The organism is Falsirhodobacter algicola (genome assembly GCF_018279165.1).
Classification (GTDB): Bacteria; Pseudomonadota; Alphaproteobacteria; order Rhodobacterales; family Rhodobacteraceae; genus Falsirhodobacter; species Falsirhodobacter algicola.
This window is the reverse complement of sequence record NZ_CP047289.1, coordinates 2,151,055-2,169,427: the sequence shown is the minus strand read 5'-3', so window position 1 is coordinate 2,169,427 and position 18,373 is coordinate 2,151,055. Positions and strand designations below refer to the sequence as shown.

General features: G+C 67.4%; 18 protein-coding genes. 7 read left to right on the top strand and 11 right to left on the bottom strand.

Translation table 11 applies throughout. The annotated features are described in order from the left end of the window. The first annotated feature begins 113 nt into the window (after positions 1 to 113). Positions 114 to 437: a DUF1476 domain-containing protein gene (locus GR316_RS10905; protein ID WP_211783939.1), complete on the top strand. Its 324-nt coding sequence runs from the start codon at positions 114 to 116 to the stop codon at positions 435 to 437. On the opposite strand, the gene GR316_RS10900 is transcribed toward GR316_RS10905, so the two are convergent. Then, a complete protein-coding gene (locus GR316_RS10900; RefSeq protein WP_211783938.1) occupies positions 419 to 1,507 on the bottom strand; it encodes a PA0069 family radical SAM protein in 1,089 nt (362 codons plus the stop codon). The genes GR316_RS10905 and GR316_RS10900 overlap by 19 nt on opposite strands. A gap of 72 nt (positions 1,508 to 1,579) precedes the next feature. On the opposite strand from GR316_RS10900, the gene GR316_RS10895 reads away from it, so the two are divergent. Continuing rightward, entirely contained in the window at positions 1,580 to 1,729 is a 150-nt protein-coding gene (locus GR316_RS10895) for a hypothetical protein (protein ID WP_211783937.1), read from the top strand. Between the two features lie 7 nt (positions 1,730 to 1,736). On the opposite strand, the gene GR316_RS10890 is transcribed toward GR316_RS10895, so the two are convergent. From GR316_RS10890 to GR316_RS10860, 7 genes are all read right to left on the bottom strand, one after another. Further along, complete coding sequence (locus GR316_RS10890; RefSeq protein WP_211783936.1) at positions 1,737 to 2,060, bottom strand: 2Fe-2S iron-sulfur cluster-binding protein; 324 nt, start codon at positions 2,058 to 2,060, stop codon at positions 1,737 to 1,739. Between the two features lie 85 nt (positions 2,061 to 2,145). Beyond that, on the bottom strand, positions 2,146 to 3,570 hold the full coding sequence (locus GR316_RS10885; RefSeq protein WP_390625195.1) for a DegQ family serine endoprotease: 1,425 nt from the start codon (positions 3,568 to 3,570) through the stop codon (positions 2,146 to 2,148). 230 nt (positions 3,571 to 3,800) lie between these two features. Next, entirely contained in the window at positions 3,801 to 4,679 is an 879-nt protein-coding gene (gene hflC / locus GR316_RS10880) for a protease modulator HflC (RefSeq protein ID WP_211783935.1), read from the bottom strand. Continuing rightward, positions 4,679 to 5,818: an FtsH protease activity modulator HflK gene (hflK, locus tag GR316_RS10875; RefSeq protein WP_211785200.1), complete on the bottom strand. Its 1,140-nt coding sequence runs from the start codon at positions 5,816 to 5,818 to the stop codon at positions 4,679 to 4,681. The genes hflC and hflK overlap by 1 nt, the downstream gene beginning before the upstream one ends. Before the next feature lie 56 nt (positions 5,819 to 5,874). Continuing rightward, positions 5,875 to 7,233, bottom strand: coding sequence for a glutathione-disulfide reductase (gene gor / locus GR316_RS10870; protein ID WP_211783934.1), 1,359 nt, complete (start codon positions 7,231 to 7,233; stop codon positions 5,875 to 5,877). A 4-nt stretch (positions 7,234 to 7,237) separates the two neighbouring features. Next, the gene (rpiA, locus tag GR316_RS10865; RefSeq protein ID WP_211783933.1) at positions 7,238 to 8,020 is read right to left on the bottom strand and encodes a ribose-5-phosphate isomerase RpiA; all 783 of its coding nucleotides are present in this window, start codon (positions 8,018 to 8,020) and stop codon (positions 7,238 to 7,240) included. Positions 8,021 to 8,080: 60 nt separating this feature from the next. Next, positions 8,081 to 9,421, bottom strand: a complete 1,341-nt coding sequence (locus GR316_RS10860) for an MATE family efflux transporter (RefSeq protein WP_211785199.1) — start codon at positions 9,419 to 9,421, stop codon at positions 8,081 to 8,083. A 133-nt stretch (positions 9,422 to 9,554) separates the two neighbouring features. Here GR316_RS10860 and GR316_RS10855 point away from each other — a divergent pair, with 133 nt between their 5' ends. Genes GR316_RS10855 through GR316_RS10845 form a run of 3 tightly spaced genes read left to right on the top strand, consistent with a single transcriptional unit; the run spans position 9,555 to position 12,960 of the window. After that, a complete protein-coding gene (locus tag GR316_RS10855) occupies positions 9,555 to 10,211 on the top strand; it encodes a glutathione S-transferase family protein (RefSeq protein ID WP_211783932.1) in 657 nt (218 codons plus the stop codon). Between the two features lie 54 nt (positions 10,212 to 10,265). Then, complete coding sequence (parE, locus tag GR316_RS10850) at positions 10,266 to 12,215, top strand: DNA topoisomerase IV subunit B (protein ID WP_211783931.1); 1,950 nt, start codon at positions 10,266 to 10,268, stop codon at positions 12,213 to 12,215. Positions 12,216 to 12,261: 46 nt separating this feature from the next. Beyond that, the gene (locus GR316_RS10845) at positions 12,262 to 12,960 is read left to right on the top strand and encodes a gamma-glutamylcyclotransferase (protein WP_211783930.1); all 699 of its coding nucleotides are present in this window, start codon (positions 12,262 to 12,264) and stop codon (positions 12,958 to 12,960) included. A gap of 235 nt (positions 12,961 to 13,195) precedes the next feature. On the opposite strand, the gene GR316_RS10840 is transcribed toward GR316_RS10845, so the two are convergent. From GR316_RS10840 to proS, 3 genes are read right to left on the bottom strand one after another with little or no spacing between them, the layout of a single operon-like run. Continuing rightward, a complete protein-coding gene (locus GR316_RS10840) occupies positions 13,196 to 13,870 on the bottom strand; it encodes an ABC transporter ATP-binding protein (RefSeq protein WP_211783929.1) in 675 nt (224 codons plus the stop codon). Next, positions 13,863 to 15,137 carry a lipoprotein-releasing ABC transporter permease subunit gene (locus tag GR316_RS10835; protein ID WP_211783928.1) on the bottom strand — a complete coding sequence of 425 codons (1,275 nt, stop codon included), beginning with the start codon at positions 15,135 to 15,137 and terminating at the stop codon, positions 13,863 to 13,865. Before GR316_RS10835 ends, GR316_RS10840 begins: the two co-directional genes overlap by 8 nt. A 17-nt stretch (positions 15,138 to 15,154) precedes the next feature. After that, entirely contained in the window at positions 15,155 to 16,495 is a 1,341-nt protein-coding gene (gene proS / locus GR316_RS10830; protein WP_211783927.1) for a proline--tRNA ligase, read from the bottom strand. 129 nt (positions 16,496 to 16,624) lie between these two features. Here proS and GR316_RS10825 point away from each other — a divergent pair, with 129 nt between their 5' ends. Together GR316_RS10825 and GR316_RS10820 are read left to right on the top strand one after the other, a co-directional pair. Beyond that, the gene (locus GR316_RS10825; RefSeq protein WP_211783926.1) at positions 16,625 to 17,704 is read left to right on the top strand and encodes an AI-2E family transporter; all 1,080 of its coding nucleotides are present in this window, start codon (positions 16,625 to 16,627) and stop codon (positions 17,702 to 17,704) included. Beyond that, the gene (locus tag GR316_RS10820; RefSeq protein WP_211783925.1) at positions 17,701 to 18,372 is read left to right on the top strand and encodes a P-loop NTPase family protein; all 672 of its coding nucleotides are present in this window, start codon (positions 17,701 to 17,703) and stop codon (positions 18,370 to 18,372) included. The genes GR316_RS10825 and GR316_RS10820 overlap by 4 nt, the downstream gene beginning before the upstream one ends. Position 18,373 lies beyond the last annotated feature (1 nt).

Here is an 18,373-nt window from a genome sequence, read left to right as displayed (position 1 = left end):
GGCCACCCCTCCCCATCCCCGCGCTATACTTGAAGCGGCGTTCGGTCGCAAGGGCGCGCCCTTGCCGCAGGGGGGTACGCCCCCATCTGATTCATGGGGAAAAGGAGGATACCATGCCCGACATGAACGACCGCGCGCGCGCCTTCGAGACGCGCTTTGCACAGGATGCCGAAATGCAGTTCCGCGCCGAGGCCCGGCGCAACCGCCTTCTGGGCTTGTGGGCGGCCGAACGGCTGGGCCGCACCGGGGACGAGGCGGACGCCTATGCCGCCGCCGTCGTCCGCGCCGATTTCGAAGAGGCCGGCCCCGAGGATGTGATCCGCAAGCTGGTCGCCGATCTGAACGGCGTCGAGGACGAGGCCGCGATCCGCGCCAAACTCGCCGAATGCGAGGTTCTGGCCAAATCGCAGCTTGCCGATCAAAGCAGCGACAGCTGATCCCCCGCCCGCGGCGGCGGGCGGAACAGATCGCAGCGCAGCGCCGGTTGGGGCACCGACAGCCCCGTCCGGCGCATCGCGGCATTGAAACGCTGGCCGATCAGTTCGGACCAGACCCCCTGCCCGCGCATCCGCCGCCCCCATTCGGGATCGTGGTCGCGCCCGCCATGCACATCGCGCACCCGGGCCATCACCTTGGCGGCCCGCGTGCGCGCATGGGTGTGCAGCCATTCCTGAAACAGGGGCGAGACCTCGCGCGGAAGGCGCAGCATGATCCAGCTTGCGGCCGTCGCACCTGCATCGCGGGCGGCGGCAAGGATCGGCTCGATCTCGGCATCCGTCAGCCCCGGAATGACCGGAGAGAGCATCACCCGCACCGGCACCCCCGCCGCCGCAAGCCGCCGGATCGTCTCCAACCGGCGGGCGGGGGCGGCGGCCCGCGGCTCCAGCCGCCGGGCGAGGTCGGCATCCAGCGTCGTCAGCGAAATGCCGACCCGCGCCAGCCCCCGCGCCGCCATCGGCGCCAGCAGATCGAGATCCCGCTCCACCATGGCCCCCTTCGTGACGATCGCCAGCGGATGGTCGAAGGCGGCCAGCACCTCCAGCACCTCGCGCATGACACGGTACTCGGCCGCCACGGGCTGATAGGGGTCGGTGTTGGTGCCAAGGGCGATGGTGCGCGGCACATAGCTGCGGGCGCGCAACTCCCGCTCCAGCACGGGGCCGATGCCGGGCCGGGCGATCAGGCGCGTTTCGAAATCCATCCCCGGCGACAGGTTCAGATAGGCGTGGGTCGGTCGGGCAAAGCAGTAGATGCAGCCATGCTCGCAGCCGCGATAGGGATTGATCGACCGATCGAAGGGCAGATCGGGGGATCGGTTGTAGGTGATCGCCGAACGCGGACGCTCGATCCGGACCTCGGTGCGGATCAGGCGGTCCTCCTCGGGGATGTCCCAGCCGTCGTCGAAGGCATGCCGCTCCTCCTCCTCGAAGCGGCCGGCGGCGTTGCTGCCGGCCCCGCGCGCCCGCGCCCGGAGGCCGCGGCGGAAGGTGTCATCGGTCGGTCCCATACTTGTATCATAGAACGGACTGGGAACATTCGCGAGCCTTGTTTTCAGGCCCGCATTCCCCATCTTACGGGGATGCCGATATCGCACCTGATCCTTCTGCTGACCGCCGTGATCGCCGCCGCAGCGGCCACGGTGGCCGTGGCGACGGCGTCCGGAACATTGGGGGCGGTGGCGCTCGCGGCGCTTTTGGCGGCGGCGGCGCTGCGCCTGCGGCGGCCCTAGCCCCGGATCAGATCTGCCGCTCCGGCATCTGCACCACGAGGCCGTCCAGCGCGTCCGACACCTTGATCTGGCAGGTCAGGCGCGACCGTGCGGGATCGGGCTGCCATGCGAAATCCAGCATGTCCTCTTCCATCGCATCGCGTGCGGGCAGACGGTCCACCCAATCCGGCGCGACATAGACGTGACAGGTGGAGCAGGCGCAAGCCCCGCCGCAATCGGCCTCGATGCCCGGCACGCCGTTGTCGCGCGCGCCTTCCATCACCGTCAGCCCGTTTTTGACATCCACCACATGTTCGGTGCCGTCATGCTCGATATACGTGATCCTGGCCATGGCATCCCTCGTTCTGATGGGCTGCACATAGGCCAGGATCGGGCAAATTGCCAGTGGGGCGGACCGTAGCCCGCCCCATCTTGGATCACTTCGCGTCGTCCGCCAGGCTCAGCGCGACGAAGCGCGGCTGCCCTTCGCGCCGGATCAGCATCAGGACCGAGGTGCGGCCCGCATCGCGCGCCGCCGAGATGCGATCCTCGAGGTCGGACAGCGTCGCCACCGGCTCTTGGTTCGCCTCGGTGATGACATCGCCCGAACGCAGGCCCTTCATATAGGCTTCGGACATCTCGTCGACGCCGGTGATCGCAAGGCCCTTGTCCTGCGGATCCATGCCCAGTTCCTGCGCGATCTGCGGGTTCAGCGGCGTGACGCTCAGGCCCAGCACTTCGCCCTCGTGGCGCTCTTCCTGCTGGGGGGAGCCGTTGGCGGCGCTCTCGGCTTCCTCGCGGCGGCCCAGCTTGACGTTCAGCGTCTGCGTGCGCCCATCGCGCATCACGACCACCGGCACGCTTTCGCCCACGGGGGCATCGGCGACGCGGCGCACCAGATCGCGGCTGTCGGAGACTTCCTGCCCCGCGAACGAGGTGATCACATCGCCCGGCTCGATCCCGGCATCCTTGGCCGGACCGTCCGGCACACCGGAGATCAGCGCACCATAAGCTCGGTCCAGCCCGATCGCATTGGCGACATCCGGCGTCACCTCTTGGATCTGCACGCCCAGCCAGCCGCGACGCGTCTCGCCGTATTCGCGCAGCTGCTTCACCACATCCTGCACCACGTTCGACGCCATGGAGAAGCCGATCCCGATGGAGCCGCCATTGGGCGACAGGATCGCGGTGTTCACGCCGATCACCTGCCCGCTCATGTTGAACAGCGGCCCGCCGGAGTTGCCGCGGTTGATGGCGGCGTCGGTCTGGATGTAATCGTCATAGGTGCCCGACAGCGCCCGGTTGCGCGCCGACACGATCCCCGAGGAGACCGAGAAGCCCTGCCCCAGCGGGTTGCCCATCGCCACGACCCAATCGCCCACGCGCATCGCATTGCTGTCGCCGAAGGGCACGAAGGGCAGCGGCTCGTCGCTGTCCACCTTCAAGAGGGCGATGTCGGTGTTCGGATCGGTCCCCACCAGCTTGGCCTTGAGCGTCTTGCCCGAGAACAGCTCGATCGAGATGTCGTCGGCATTCTCGATGACGTGGTTGTTGGTGACGATATAGCCGTCCTCGGAGATCACGAAGCCGGACCCGAGCGCCTCGGCGCGGCGCGGCTCGGGATCGCCGCCGCCGGGGTTCATGAAGTCGCGGAACAGATCCTCGAAGGGCGACCCTTCGGGCAGCATCGGGCCGCGCTGGGTGTTCGCGGCGACGGTCGTCGTGGTGGTGATGTTCACGACCGCCGGGCTGACGCGTTCGGCAAGGTCGGCAAAGCTGGCCGGCGCATCCTGTGCGGCGGCGGGCAGCGCGGCCAGCGGCAAGGCGCCGAAAGCGAGCGAAGTGGCGACACTCGCGGCCAGCGTCGTGCGGAGAAATCTGCGTTTGCGGGTAATGAAGGCGTTGGACACCCCGAACTCCTTTTCGTCGTTGACGCAGGCCCGGCCTCGTGCCGGGACGTTGCAGCATTGACATGGCAGGTAGGCGGGGTTTCGCGCAATGCAAACACCCGTCGCGCAGCGTCAACTGGGTGTGAGACTCTGCAACAATCGGCAGAGCGGTGCGAAGGGCCGCCCGAAGGCGGCCCCGGCGATCAATTCGCGGCCGATGCGGTCGGCCCCTGAAGGTAGCGGAAGAACTCGCTGCTCGGCGTCATCACGATGGAGGAGCCGTCCCGCGCCAGCGCCTTGCCATAGGCCTGAAGCGAGCGGGTGAAGGCGAAGAACTCCGGATCGCGGTTATACGCCTCGGCGAGGATGCGGTTGCGCTCGGCCTCGGCCTGACCGCGGATCACCTCGGCATCGGCATTGGCCTGCGAGGTCGTTTCCACGACCTGACGGTCGGCTTCGGCGCGGATACGCTGCGCGGCCTCATTGCCGCGGGCGATCTCGTCGGCGGCTTCGCGCTGACGTTCGGCCTGCATCCGGGCATAGGTCGCGGCAAGGTTCTGCTGCGGCAGATCGGTCCGGGTCAGCCGCACGTCGATCACCTCGATCCCCAGCGCCTCGGCCTGACGGCGGGCGATGTCGCGGATCTGCACCATCAGCGGGATCCGATCATCCGACAGCACACGGTCGGAATTGACGCCGCCCAGCACCTCGCGGATGGCGGCGGTCATGATCCGCTCCAGCCGGGTCTGCGCGGTGGCGATGCCGCCGGTGCCGACGGATTCGCGGAACTCCACCAGATCCATGATGCGCCAGCGGGCGAAGGCGTCCACGATCAGACGGCGATCGTCCAGCGGCGTCACCTCCAGCGGCTGCGTCTGCAGGCTGAGGATGCGGCCGTCATAGCGCACGACGTCTTGGATCATCGGGATCTTGAACCCGATGCCCGGCTCTTCGCGGACGGCCTTCACCTGACCGAATTGCAGCACGAGCACCTTTTCCCGCTCGTCCACGATGAAGATCGAGGACAGCGCGACCACGAGGATCAGGATCAGTACGGGGATGATGTAGATGGCACGGGTCATCAGTTGCCCCCCCCTTGCGCCTGCTGGCCCGGCGTACGGCCGAACTGGTCCAGCGGCAGATAGGGAACCACACCCCCCTCGCCCGTCACACCGTCGAGGATCGTCGTGTTCATCGTGCCCAGCACCTGCTCCATCGTTTCCAGATACATCCGTTCGCGCGTCACCTCGGGGGCCGTCACATACTGATCGTAGATCGAGTTGAAGCGGCTCGCCTCACCCTGCGCGGTGTTCACCGCCTGCGCCCGGTAGGCTTCCGCCCCTTCGGTCACACGGGCCGCCTCGCCGCGCGCGCCGGCAAGGACGCGGTTGCGATAGGCGCCGGCCTCGTTCTCGAGGCGCTGACGTTCCTGCTGCGCGGCCTGCACCTCGCGGAAGCTGTCGATCACCTCTTCGGGCGGGTCGGCACGGTCGAAGTTGATGCGGATCACGTTGATCCCGGCATTGTAGCTGTCGAGCGTGCCCTGCACCGCGCCCAGAAGCTCGTTCGCGATCGCGCCGCGGTCGCGGTTGAGGATCGGCGACAGGTTCGACCGGGCGATGATGTCGCGCATGGCGCTTTCGGCCACGGCGCGGATCGTCTCGGCCGGGTTTTCGAGGTTGAACAGGAAGGCCGACGGATCGGCGACGTTCCAGACCACCTGGAACGCGATGTCCACGATGTTCTGATCCTGCGTCAGCATTAGGCCGGTATCGTTGTCGCCCTGCTGGCCATTGCCGATATCGGTGCTGCGCTCGCCCGTGACTTCCACGATCTCATGGGTCACCAGCGGCCAAGGCGCGAAGTTCAGGCCCGGCTGCCCGATCCCCGAAAACTCGCCAAGAAACAGTTGAACCGAACGCTGTTCGGGCCGGACCGTGTAGATGGAGGCGAAGCACCATGCCAGCGCCAGCACCACCACAAGCCCAAGGCCCATCAGCTTCGGCGAGGGGCCGGAGCCCCCGGCCGGAGGCCGTGGCCCGCCCGTGCGTCCACCGCCGCCCAAGATGACGCGCAGCTGATCCTGCCCACGCTTCACCAGTTGGTCGATGTCCGACACGCCGCCCTCGGGCTTGCGCCCGCCGCCGCGGTTGCGGTCCTCGTCCCGCGGGTCCTGCCCGCCACTTCCTCCGCCGCCGCCCCACGGCCCGCCATTCGCCATCGCGACCACATTCCTTCTTTAAGCTGATGTCAGATTGGGCATTTCCTGCCCAAAGTTCAAGTTTTCCGCACCGGTTTGCGCAGGGTCACCAGCTCTTCGGACATGGAGGGGTGGACCGCCACGGTGCGGTCGAAATCCTCTTTGGTCGCGCCCATCTTGACTGCGATGCCCGCCAGCTGGATCATCTCGCCCGCATGGGGTGCGACGATATGACAGCCTAGCACCCGCCGGCTTTCGGCTGCCACGACGAGCTTCATGAAGACACGATTCTGCCGCCCGGCGAACAAGGTCTGCATCGGGCGGAAGGCCGTGGCATAGACTTCGATCGGGCCGGTCGCGGCCGCTTCCTCTTCCGAAAGGCCCACGGTGCCGAATTCGGGCTGCGTGAACACGGCCGAGGGCACGAGATCCCAATCGGCCGTCCGCTTCTGCCCGCCAAAGACGGTATCGGCGAAGGCATGCCCCTCGCGGATGGCGATGGGGGTCAGCGCGATGCGGTCCGTGACATCGCCCACCGCAAAGACCGACGGCACGGCGGTCTGGGAATAGTCATCCACCGGCACCTCGCCCTTCTTGCCCAGCGCGACGCCCGCCGCCTCCAGCCCGAGGCCGTCGGTGTTCGGCACTCGGCCCGTGGCATACATGACGATGTCGAACCGTTCGGTCGTCCCGTCCGTGGCGGTGGCGGCGATCCCGTCCCCTTCGCGGCACAGGCGCACGATGTCGGTGCCGGTGCGGATCTGCACCCCGTCCGCCTGCATCTGCGCTGCGATATGGGCGCGGCATTCGTCATCGAACCCGCGCAGGATCTGATCCCCGCGGTAATACTGATGCGTCTCGACGCCCAGCCCGTTCAGGATGCAGGCGAATTCCGACGCGATATACCCCCCGCCCACGATCAGCGCCCGTTTCGGCAGCGTCTCGAGGTGGAAGATCTCGTTCGAGGTGATCGCAAGGTCCGACCCTTCGAAGGTCGGAACGAAGGGACGCCCGCCGACGGCGATCAGGATGTGCTTGGCCGTCAGGCGCGTGCCATCCGCCAGCGCGACCGTGTGCGGATCGATCACCACCGCGCGCTGATCGAAGGTCTCGACGCCCGCATTGCGCAGCGTGCCGCGATAGGCCCCCTCCAGCCGGTCCAGCTCCTTCGCAAGGCCCGCATGGAACCGGCCCCAGTCAAAGCCGCGCACGTCCAGATCCCAGCCATAGGCGCGAGCATCGACCGCCGTCTCGCCGTATTCGCTGGCAAAGACCATCAGCTTCTTTGGAACGCAGCCGCGGATCACGCAGGTGCCGCCCATGCGGTATTCCTCGGCCAGCGCGACCTTCGCGCCGTGATCGCCCGCCGCGACCCGCGCCGCGCGCACCCCGCCCGAACCGCCGCCGATGACGAAGAGGTCGTAATCGAATGTCATGGCCTCACTCCCCCAGATCGGCGAAGATATTGGCCGAGGCCGCGATGTCCACGCGCCCCTCGGTCCGGGTGCCGCCCTCGACGGTCTCGACCTTGCCATCGGGATGGCCCAGCACCAGCGTGTCGCAGATGTCGATGAAAAGGCCGTTCTCCACCACGCCCGCGATCTGGTTCAGCATCAGCGACAGCGCGCGGGGATTGCCGATCCGCTTCAGATGCAGATCGAGGATGACGTTGTTCTCGTCGGTGCGCAGCGGCTGATCGCCCGCCATGCGCAGCCGGATGTCATGGCCAAGCACGTCCTGCGCGGCCAGATGCTCTTCGATCAGGCGGGCCGTGGCGGACCAGCCGAAGGGGATCACCTCCACCGGCAGCGGGAAGGCCCCGAGGGCGCGGACCTCCTTGGCGGCGTCGGCGATGACGACCATGCGGTCCGAAGCGGTGGCCACGATCTTTTCCTGCAGCAGGGCCGCGCCGCCGCCTTTGATCAGGTTCAGCGCGCCATCGGCCTCATCGGCGCCGTCGATCGTCAGATCGAGCCATTTCGCCTCGTCCAAGGTCACGATCGTCAGCCCGAGGCTGCGCGCCAGTTCCGCCGTGCGGGTGGAGGTGGCGACGCAGGTCAGGCGCAGCCCCTCCTCGCGGACGCGTTCGGCAAGGCAGCGCACCATCCACGCGGCGGTGGACCCCGTACCGAGGCCGACCTTCATGCCGTCCTGCACCAGATCCACGGCGCGGCGGGAGGCGGCGAATTTCGCCTTGTCGATGGGGGACAGGTCGGTGGGCATGGCGGGCCTTCGGGCTGGGAACTCCCCTCCGCTTATAGGCAAGACGGGGCCCGCGCACAATCACGCGGCGGGCGCGCGCCGCCAGAACCGCGTCATCAGCATCACCGCCGCAAGGCCCAGCCCCACCACCAGCCCAAGCCACAGCCCGTGCCCGCCAAAGCCCAGCGGGAAGCCGAGGATATACCCCGCCGGCAGCCCCACGCCCCAATAGCTGACGATCGCCAGCACCATCGGCACCTGCGTGTCCTTCAGCCCGCGCAGCATCCCCAGCGCGATCGCCTGCATCGCATCCGCGAATTGGAACAGTGCCGCCAGCGCCAAGAGCCCGGAGCCATAGGCGATGATTGCGGGCGTCGCAGGGTTTCCCGCGCTGAGGAACAGCCCGATGATCACCCCCGGCACTGACAGGAACAGCGCCACCACGGCGATCCCCACCGCGACCGAGATGCCGATGGCCGCGACCGAGGCCTGCCGCATCAGCCCCGGCGCCCCCTGCCCGTGGAAGCGCGCGACGCGGATGGTCGCCGCGCTCGCCACGCCCAGATGCACCATGTAGGACATCGCCGCGATCTCCAGCGCGATCCCGTGGGAGGCAAGCTCCACCGTGCCGATCCAGCCCATCATCAGGGCCGTCGCTTGAAACAGCCCTGCCTCGGCAAGGCCCGTCGCACCGATGGGCGCGCCCAGCCGGGCCACCTGCCACAGCGCGGGCCAGTCGGGACGCCAGAAGCGGCGGAACAATTCGAAGCGGCGCAGGTCCGGGTGGCGCGCGGCATAGCCGCCCAGCACGCCCACATTCAGCGCCTGCACCGCAAGGCTGGCGATGGCGGCCCCGCGCACCCCCAGCTCCGGCAGGCCCAGATGCCCGAAAATCAGCGGCCAGCCCACCGCGATGTTCAGCACGACCGCCGCCAGCGTGGACCACAGCACAACCTGCGTCTTACCCAGCGCGGCGAGGTAGCTCTTGAACACCATCACCAGCAGCGCCGGGGCCATGCCCGCCCCCGCGATGCGCAAAAACTCCTGCGTCAGCGCGGCGACGGCCGGATTCTGCCCCGCCGCCACGAGGATCGGACCGCTGAACCAGAACAGCGGATAGATGCAGATGCCATAGCCGATCGAGAGCCACAGCCCCATGCGCGCATCGCGCCGCACCTGCGCCTCATCGCCCCGCCCCAGCGCCGAGGCGACCATCGGCATCACCGCCTGCCCGAACCCCGCCCCGAGGATGAAGGTCACGAAGAACATGGAGGTGCCCAGCACCACCGCCGCCAGTTCCTCCACGCCGTAGCGGCCCAGCATCACGGAATCGCTCACATGCAGAGACATCTGCGCAAGGTTTGATCCGATCAGCGGCAGGCCGAGCGTCAGCGTGGCGCGGATGTGTTCGGCGCGGGTCATGGACATGGGGGGCTCCTTGGCTGCGCCCCTTATGCCTGCCGAAAAGGCCGATTGTGAACGGCAAAAACGACGATCCCGCTTCCCTTCACGCAGCGTTCCATGTTTGGCTGCGGCCACTTGCAAGGAGCTGCTCATGCTGACGATCTATGGTGTCTATCGCTCCCGCGCGTCCCGGCCGCTGTGGCTGCTGGCGGAGACGGGAACCCCCTTCACCCACGTCCCCGTCATTCAGGCCCGCAGGCTCGACGCGCCGCTGGCCGAGGATGCGCCCTTCAACACCCGTTCCGACGAGTTTCGCGCCATCAACCCCTTGGGCCAGATCCCGGTGATGGAGGATGACGGCCTGATCCTGACGGAATCGCTGGCCATCACCCAATATCTGGCGCGCAAGCATGGCGGGCCGCTCGGCCCCGCAACGGACGCCGAACAGGCGATGATCGAGAATTGGTCCCTGATGGCCGCGACCGCGCTGGAACCGGCGGCGCTGGAAATCCATCTGACGCGCACCGCCGGCGGCGACAGCCCCGAGGCGCAGGCCCAGATCGGCATCAGCGGCGAAAAGCTGCGCCCGGCGCTGGCGGTGCTGGAACGCCATTTCGGGCGGCACGATTTCCTCGTGGGCGAACGCTTCACGGTGGCCGATCTGAACATGGCCGAATGCCTGCGCTATGCCCAGTCGCATACGGCGCTGCTGGCGCAGTACCCGGCGGTGTCGGCATGGCTCGGCACCTGTCAGGACCGTCCGGCCTTCCGCACCATGTTCGCCCTGCGCGAGGCGGAGCCGGCCTGACTTGCCTGCCCCGCGCTCCGGTGGTCTAATGGCGGGCCACCGGAAGGAATGACGATGCCCGACGATCTGCTCTCCCAGACGCCCGAAACCTACGACGCCTCTTCGATCGAGGTGCTGGAGGGGCTGGAGCCGGTGCGCAAGCGTCCGGGCATGTATATCGGCGGCACCGACGAACGGGCGCTGCACCACCTCGTGGCCGAAGTGCTCGACAACTCCATGGACGAGGCGGTGGCCGGTCATGCCACCCGCATCGAGGTGGAGCTGCATGCCGACCATTCGGTGACCGTGCGCGACAACGGGCGCGGCATCCCGGTCGATCCGCATCCGAAATTCCCCGGCAAATCGGCGCTGGAGGTGATCCTGTGCACGCTGCATGCGGGGGGCAAGTTCTCCAACAAGGCCTATTCCACCTCGGGGGGGCTGAACGGCGTCGGCTCTTCGGTGGTGAACGCGCTGTCGGACCGGATGCGGGTGGAGGTGGCGCGCAACCGCGAGCTCTATGTGCAGGAATTCGCCCGCGGCGTGCCGCAAGGCCCGGTGGTGAAGGTCGGCCCCGCCCCCAATCGGCGCGGCACCACCGTCACCTTCCATCCCGACCCCGAGATCTTCGGCCATCTGCAACTCAAGCCCGCGCGCCTCTACAAGATGGTCCGGTCCAAGGCCTACCTCTTTTCCGGGGTGGAGATCCGCTGGAAGACCGCCATCGAGGATACCGAAACGCCCGCGGAGGCCGTGTTCCAATATCCCAACGGGCTGTCGGACTTCCTGAACGAAACGCTGGGCAGCACCACCACCTATGCCGAGCGTCCGTTCGCCGGCAAAGTCCTCTTCGAGGAGAAGTTCGGCGTTCCGGGGCGCATCGAATGGGCGATCAACTGGACGCCCGCACGCGACGGCTTCATCCATTCCTACTGCAACACGGTGCCCACGCCCGAAGGCGGCACCCATGAATCCGGATTCTGGGCCGCCATCCTGAAGGGCATCAAGGCTTATGGCGAGCTGGTAAAGAACCGCAAGGCCGCCGACATCACCCGCGACGATCTGATGACGGGGGGCTGCGCGCTGCTGTCGATCTTCGTGCGCGAGCCGTCTTTCGTCGGGCAGACGAAGGACCGCCTCTCCACCGAGGAAGCGGTGCGCTATGTCGAAGCCTCGGTGCGCGACCATTTCGACAACTGGCTGGCCTCGGACAACAAATCGGCGGGGGCGATCCTCGACTTCCTCGTGCTGCGGGCCGAGGAGCGGATGCGCCGCCGCGCCGAAAAGGAGACGCAGCGCAAATCGGCGACCAAGAAGCTGCGCCTTCCGGGCAAGCTGACCGATTGCACCGCCAAGAACCGCGCCGGGACCGAACTCTTCATCGTGGAGGGCGATTCCGCCGGCGGTTCAGCCAAGGGCGCCCGCTCGCGCGAGACGCAGGCGCTGCTGCCGCTGAAGGGCAAGATCCTGAACGTGCTGGGCGCGGCCAGCGGCAAGCTGAACGACAATGCCGAAATCCGCGACATCTGCGAGGCGCTGGGCGTCGGGATGGGTAGCCGCTTCAACATCGACGATCTGCGCTACGACAAGATCATCATCATGACCGATGCCGATGTGGACGGCGCGCACATCGCCTCGCTTCTGATGACCTTCTTCTTCACGCAGATGCGCCCGCTGATCGACCGCGGGCATCTCTATCTGGCCTGTCCGCCGCTGTACCGGCTGACGCAGGGGGCGCGGCGGATGTATGTGGCCGACGATGCCGAGAAAGAGAAATGGCTGAAGAAGGGCCTTGGCGGCAAGGGCAAGATCGACGTGCAACGCTTCAAGGGTCTGGGCGAAATGGACGCCAAGGACCTGAAGGACACCACGATGAATCCGGCCACGCGCAAGCTGATCCGCGTCTCCATCGACGAGGACAGCGAGGCGACCGATCTCGTGGAACGCCTGATGGGCAAGAAGCCGGAACTGCGCTTCCAGTACATTCAGGAAAACGCGAAATTCGTCGAAGAGCTGGACGTCTGATCTGGCAAACACGGCGGGCCGGTGCCATCTGTCAGCCATGTCCTGCATGACCCTGACCGACGCCGCCGTCCGCCGCACCTTGCGCGAAGTTCCCGATCCCGGCCCCCCGCCGGGATGGACCCCCCTGACCGAGGACGATTACACCGCCCTGGCCGAAGGGATCCTGAAGGCGCAGGACGGCCCGATCGGCGTCTTCGCCTATGGCAGCCTGATCTGGAATCCCGGCTTTGCCGTCGGCCCGATGCGCAAGGCGGTGGCGCATGGCTGGCACCGGTCCTTCTGCCTCGAGATCAAACAATGGCGCGGCAGCCCCGACTGTCCGGGGCTGATGATGGCGCTGGAACGCGGCGGCTCGGCCACCGGCCTCGTCATGGAGATCGCAGAGGGCCAAGAGATGGAGGCCCTACGCGCCCTGTTGAAGCGCGAACTGGTCGCGCGGGAGTTGGTGGAGAACATGCGCTGGATCACCGCCCGCACCGATCGCGGGGTGGAACGGGCTTTGACCTTCTGGGCCGGGCCGAAGGGGCCGATGGTCGTGCACCTGCCCCCCGAGGAACAGGCGTGGCGTCTGGCCCATGCCTGCGGCCATGGCGGATCGGGGGCGCAGTATCTGCACAACACCGTCCGCAAGCTGGGCGAATACGGGCTTCGGGATCGCAACCTGTCGCGCCTCGATCACCTGACGGCCTGCGAGATCGCAAGCTGGAGCGAACAGACGCAGGCGCCGATCGCGGCAGATACCTAGCGACGCCGCCCAATTTCCGGGCATATGCTTCTTTCACGGCCGAAAGGCGCCGAATTCGGCACGGGCCTGCCCAAGGACGTGGCAGGCTTGATCCATGCGTGAGTGGATCCTCCCTCTGCTTCTTCGCGCATCGCCCCTGCCGCGCAGGTGACGGGTTCGGACGAGGGGTTGTGGCGAAGTCCTCCGGCGCCATGACCACGGTTCGCGGCCCGCACGGCGCGGCAGGGGCAATCCGTCAGACGAGACGGCCTGCCTCCAGCCGCACCATCCGGTCCATACGGGCTGCCAGTTCGAGGTTGTGCGTCGCGATCAGCGCCGACAGCCCCGTATCGCGCACCAGCGACATCAGCGCCGCGAACACCCGGTCCGAGGTGGCCGGATCGAGGTTGCCCGTCGGCTCATCCGCCAGCAGAAGACGCGGACGGTTGGCAAGGGCGCGGCAGAAGGCGACGCGCTGCTGCTCGCCCCCCGACATGGCGGCGGGGCGGTGATCGGCCCGGTGCCCGATGCCGACGTGATCCAGAAGCTGCGTGGCCCGCGCCTCCGCCTCGCGGCGGGGGGTGCCGTTCGCCAGTTGCGGCAGGATGATGTTCTCGGCGGCGGTGAATTCCGGCAGCAGGTGGTGGAATTGATAGATGAAGCCGACCTCGCGCCGACGGGCGGCGGTGCGCGCCCGGTCGCCCTTGCCGGCATAATCGGTGCCGCCGATCACCACCCGCCCGGTATCGGGGGCATCGAGCAGCCCCGCGATGTGCAGCAGCGTCGATTTCCCCGCCCCGGATGGGGCGACCATCGCCACCACCTCGCCGGGGGCGACGGTCAGGTCCACACCGTCCAGCACGGTGATCGCGTTCGGCAGGCCGGCATTGTAGCCCTTGCGCAGCCCATCCAGCACCAGCATCTCATTCATAGCGCAGCGCCTCCACCGGGTTCATGCGGGCGGCACGGCGGGCCGGGAAGATGGTGATGACGAAGGATAGCCCCAGCGACATTCCCACCGCCGAAAGGACATCCCCGAGTTGCAGCTTGGCCGGCAGGTGATAGATGCCCCGGATCTCCGGATCCCACACGCCGCCGCCGGAGATGTAGTTCACCGCGCTGAAGATCGGGTCGATATAGACCGCGAAAAGACAGCCGAGGATCACCCCGCAGAGCGTGCCGACGATGCCCGTCCCCGCCCCGCAGATGAAGAACACCCGCAGGATGGACCCTTCGGTCAGGCCCATGGTGCGCAGGATGCCGATGTCGCGGCCTTTGTTCTTTACCAGCATGATCAGGCCGGACACGATGTTCATCGTCGCGATCAACACGAGGATCGACAGGATCACGAACATCACGTTGTCCTCGACATCGAGAGCGCGCAGGAAGCTGCCCGCCCCGTCCCGCCATGTCCAGAGCAGGCCGTCCGGCCCCGCCGCCTGCGCCAGATCGGGAAGGTAGCGGTCCACCTGTTCGGGGTCCTGCACCATCACCTCCACCTCATCGGCGAAGCCTTCGCGGTTGAAGAAGCTCTGCGCCTCGGCGAAGGGCATGTAGATGCGCACCTTGTCGATGTCGTAGCGCCCGGCGCTGAAGATATAGACGACTTCATAGGCGTTCACGCGCGGGCTGGTGCCAAAGGCGGTGCGCACGCCGTTGGCGCTGGTCAGGCGCAGACGGTCGCCGACGCGCAGCCCCATGTCGCGCGCCATCTGCGCGCCGATCGCGATGCCCTGATCGAAGCGGCCGATATCGCCCTCGCCGCCCGAACCGACGCTGGGGATCGCGCGCAGATCCTCGGCCCGGATGCCGAACACTTCGCCAAGGCCCGAAATCTCGTTGGCCGAGGCCATGACCTGCCCCTTCACCAGCGGCGCGGCCCGGGTCACGCCCGGCACCTGCGCCACCCGCTGCGACAGCGCATCGAAATCGGAAAAGCCCCGGATCTCGGTCCCGTCGGCATTCATCCCGCCGGCGGTATAGACGGTGACATGGGCGTTGGCCCCAAGGATCGTATCCACAAATTCCGCGCGAAAGCCCGAGCGGACGGCCAGCGTCGCGATCAGCGCGAAGACCGCGAGCGTGATGCCCACAAGGCTGATCCACGTCATCACCGAGACGCCGCCTTCGGCCCGCCGCGCCCGCAGGTAGCGCCAGGCGATCATCCATTCGAAGCCCGCGAAGGGTCTGGTCGCCATGCGCTGTTCCCCCGCCCTCAGATGCCGGCGTAGATCTGACCGAGCCGGTCGACCACCGCTTCCATCGACAGCTCCTCGCTTTCGCCGGTGCGGCGGCAGGTCAGTTCCACCTTGCCGGCGGCCAGACCGCGCGGGCCGACGGTGATGCGCCACGGCAGGCCGATCAGGTCCATCGTGGCGAACTTCGCCCCGGCCCGTTCGTCGCGGTCGTCGTAAAGCGGCTCCAGCCCCTTGCCGATCACCGCCGAATAAAGCGCGTTGCAGGCGCTGTCGGTGGAGGCGTCGCCCTGCTTGAGGTTCACGATGCCCACATGGAACGGCGTCACGCCTTCGGGCCAGATGATGCCCTTGTCGTCATGGCTCGCCTCGATGATGGCGCCCAGCAGGCGCGAGACGCCGATGCCGTGGCTGCCCATCTCCACCGGAACGCGGCTGCCATCGGCGGTGACGACGTTGGCGCCCATCGCCTCGGAATATTTGGTGCCGAAGTAGAAGATCTGACCGACCTCGATGCCGCGGCCGACGCGGCGGCGGTCTTCGGGAACGGCGGATTCGAACAGGGCCGCGTCATGCGTCTCGTCGGTGCGGGCATAGAGCGTGGTGAACTCGTCGCAGATGCCCTGCACGGCGGCGCGGTCGTCCATGTCCACGTCGCGCGCGCCCAGCGCCAGATCGGTCACGGCCGCATCGTAGAACACCTCGCTTTCGCCGGTGGAGGCGAGGACGAGGAATTCATGCGTGTTGTCGCCGCCGATCGGGCCGGAGGCCGCGCGCATCGGAATCGCCGTCAGGCCCATCCGCTCGTAGCTGCGCAGATAGCTGACCATGTGGCGGTTGTAGGCATGCAGCGCCGCATCGCGGTCGATGTCGAAGGAATAGCCGTCCTTCATCAGGAACTCGCGCCCGCGCATCACACCGAAGCGCGGACGCACCTCGTCGCGGAACTTCCACTGGATCTGATAGAGGGTGAGCGGCAAATCCTTGTAGCTGTTCACATGGCTGCGGAAGATGTCGGTGACCATCTCCTCGTTCGTGGGGCCATAGAGCATCTCGCGGCCCTGACGGTCCTTGATGCGCAGCATCTCCTGACCGTAATCGTCGTAGCGGCCGCTTTCGCGCCACAGATCGGCCGATTGCAGCGTCGGCATCAGAAGCGGGATGTGACCGACGCGGATCTGCTCCTCGTGGACGATCTGTTCGATCCGTTTCAGGACCTTGAAGCCCAGCGGCAGCCACGAATAGATGCCGGCGGACTGCTGCTTGATCATCCCGGCCCGCAGCATGTAGCGGTGCGAGACGATCTGCGCCTCGGACGGCGTCTCCTTCAGGACGGGCAGGAAATAGCGGCTCAGGCGCATGGCGGCTCCAACATCACGGGTTGCATGGGGTTTAGGGCGTTGGCCCCCCGCAAGCAAGCACCCTGCGCGAACCCTTGCGCGGAACAGCCGCTTGCGCCATTCCTGTCAGATGACAGCGATGAGGATCCGATGCGGCTGACCGAGTTCAACCAGGCGAAATGGTGGGGGGTCGCCGCGTTCCTGTTCCTCATCACGCTGTGGTTCCTCGGGGATGTGATCCTGCCCTTCCTCGTCGGGGGGGCGGTGGCCTATTTCCTCGATCCCGTGGCCGACCGGCTGGAGCGTCTGGGCCTGAACCGCGCCGCCGCCACCGCCATCATCGCCATTCTGGGCGTGGTGATCGTGGTGCTGCTGGTGCTGGCGGTGATCCCGACGCTGATCAGCCAGCTGACCCAGCTGATCAACGTGGCCCCCGACATCTTCCGCCAGTTGCAGACCTTCCTTCTGGAACGTTTCCCGCAGCTGAACGACGAAACCTCCACCATCCGCCAGACGCTCGATTCGCTGGGCCAGACGATCCAGCAGCGCGGCGGGCAGATGGCCAACACGCTCATCACCTCGGTCTTCGGGGTCATCAACGCGGTGGTGTTCATCATCGTCGTGCCGGTGGTGGCCTTCTACATGCTTCTGGACTGGGACAAGATGGTGGCGCGGATCGACGCGCTGCTGCCGCTGGATCATGCCCCCACCATCCGCGAGCTTGCCAAGGAGATCGACCGCGCGCTGGCCGGTTTCGTGCGCGGGCAGACGACGGTGTGCCTCGTGCTCGGCATCTATTATGCCGTGGCGCTGATGGCGGCGGGGCTGAACTTCGGCGCGATCGTCGGGGCCATCGCGGGCTTTCTGACCTTCATTCCCTATGTCGGCGCGCTGGTGGGCGGCGGGCTTGCGATCGGGCTCGCGCTGTTCCAGTTCTGGGGAGAATGGTGGCAGATCATCCTCGTCTGGGCGATCTTCCAATCCGGCCAGTTCGTGGAGGGCAACATCCTGACCCCGCGCCTCGTCGGCCATTCGGTCGGGCTGCATCCGGTCTGGCTGCTGTTCGCGCTGTCGGCCTTCGGGGCGATGTTCGGCTTCGTCGGGCTCTTGGTGGCGGTGCCGGTGGCCGCCGCGATCGGCGTTCTGGCGCGGTTCGGCCTGTCGCAATACCGCGCCAGCCGCCTGTATCACGGGGTGGAGGACCGATCTCCGGGGGAAGATCAGGGGTGAGGCAACTGGCCTTCGACCTGCCGGCCCGGCCGGCGCTGGGACGGGCGGACCTGTTCGTCTCTCCGGCCAATGCGCTGGCGCTGGCGGCGCTGGACGGCTGGCGCGACTGGCCGCAGGGCCGGATGATCCTGATCGGCCCCCATGGCGCGGGCAAGACGCATCTGGCCCATGTCTGGGCCGCCGAGGCCGATGCCGTTCTGGTGGATTCCGCCGCGCTTCCGGGCACGGATCTCGATGCGCTGGCGCGCGAGGCCGCCGTCGCCCTCGAGGATGCCGACCACCTCGCCGGCGACGCCGAGGCCGAGGCCGCGCTGTTTCACCTGCACAACCTTCTGGCCGAACGCCGCCGCCCCTTTCTGGTGACGGCCTCGGCCCCGCCGCGCGATTGGGGCTTGGACCTGCCCGATGCCGCCAGCCGGATGCAGGCGATGCCCACCGCGCGGCTGGAACCGCCGGACGATCCGCTCCTCTCGGCGGTGCTGGTCAAGCTGTTCGCCGACCGGCAGATCACGGTGGCCCCCTCGCTCGTGGCGTTCCTCGTGGCGCGGATGGAACGCGATCTGGGCACCGCGCGGGCGCTGGTCGCCGCGCTCGATGCACGGGCGCTGGCCCAGCAGCGCCCGGTGACGCGTCAACTCGCCACCGAGGTGCTGGAGGATAACGGGTGAC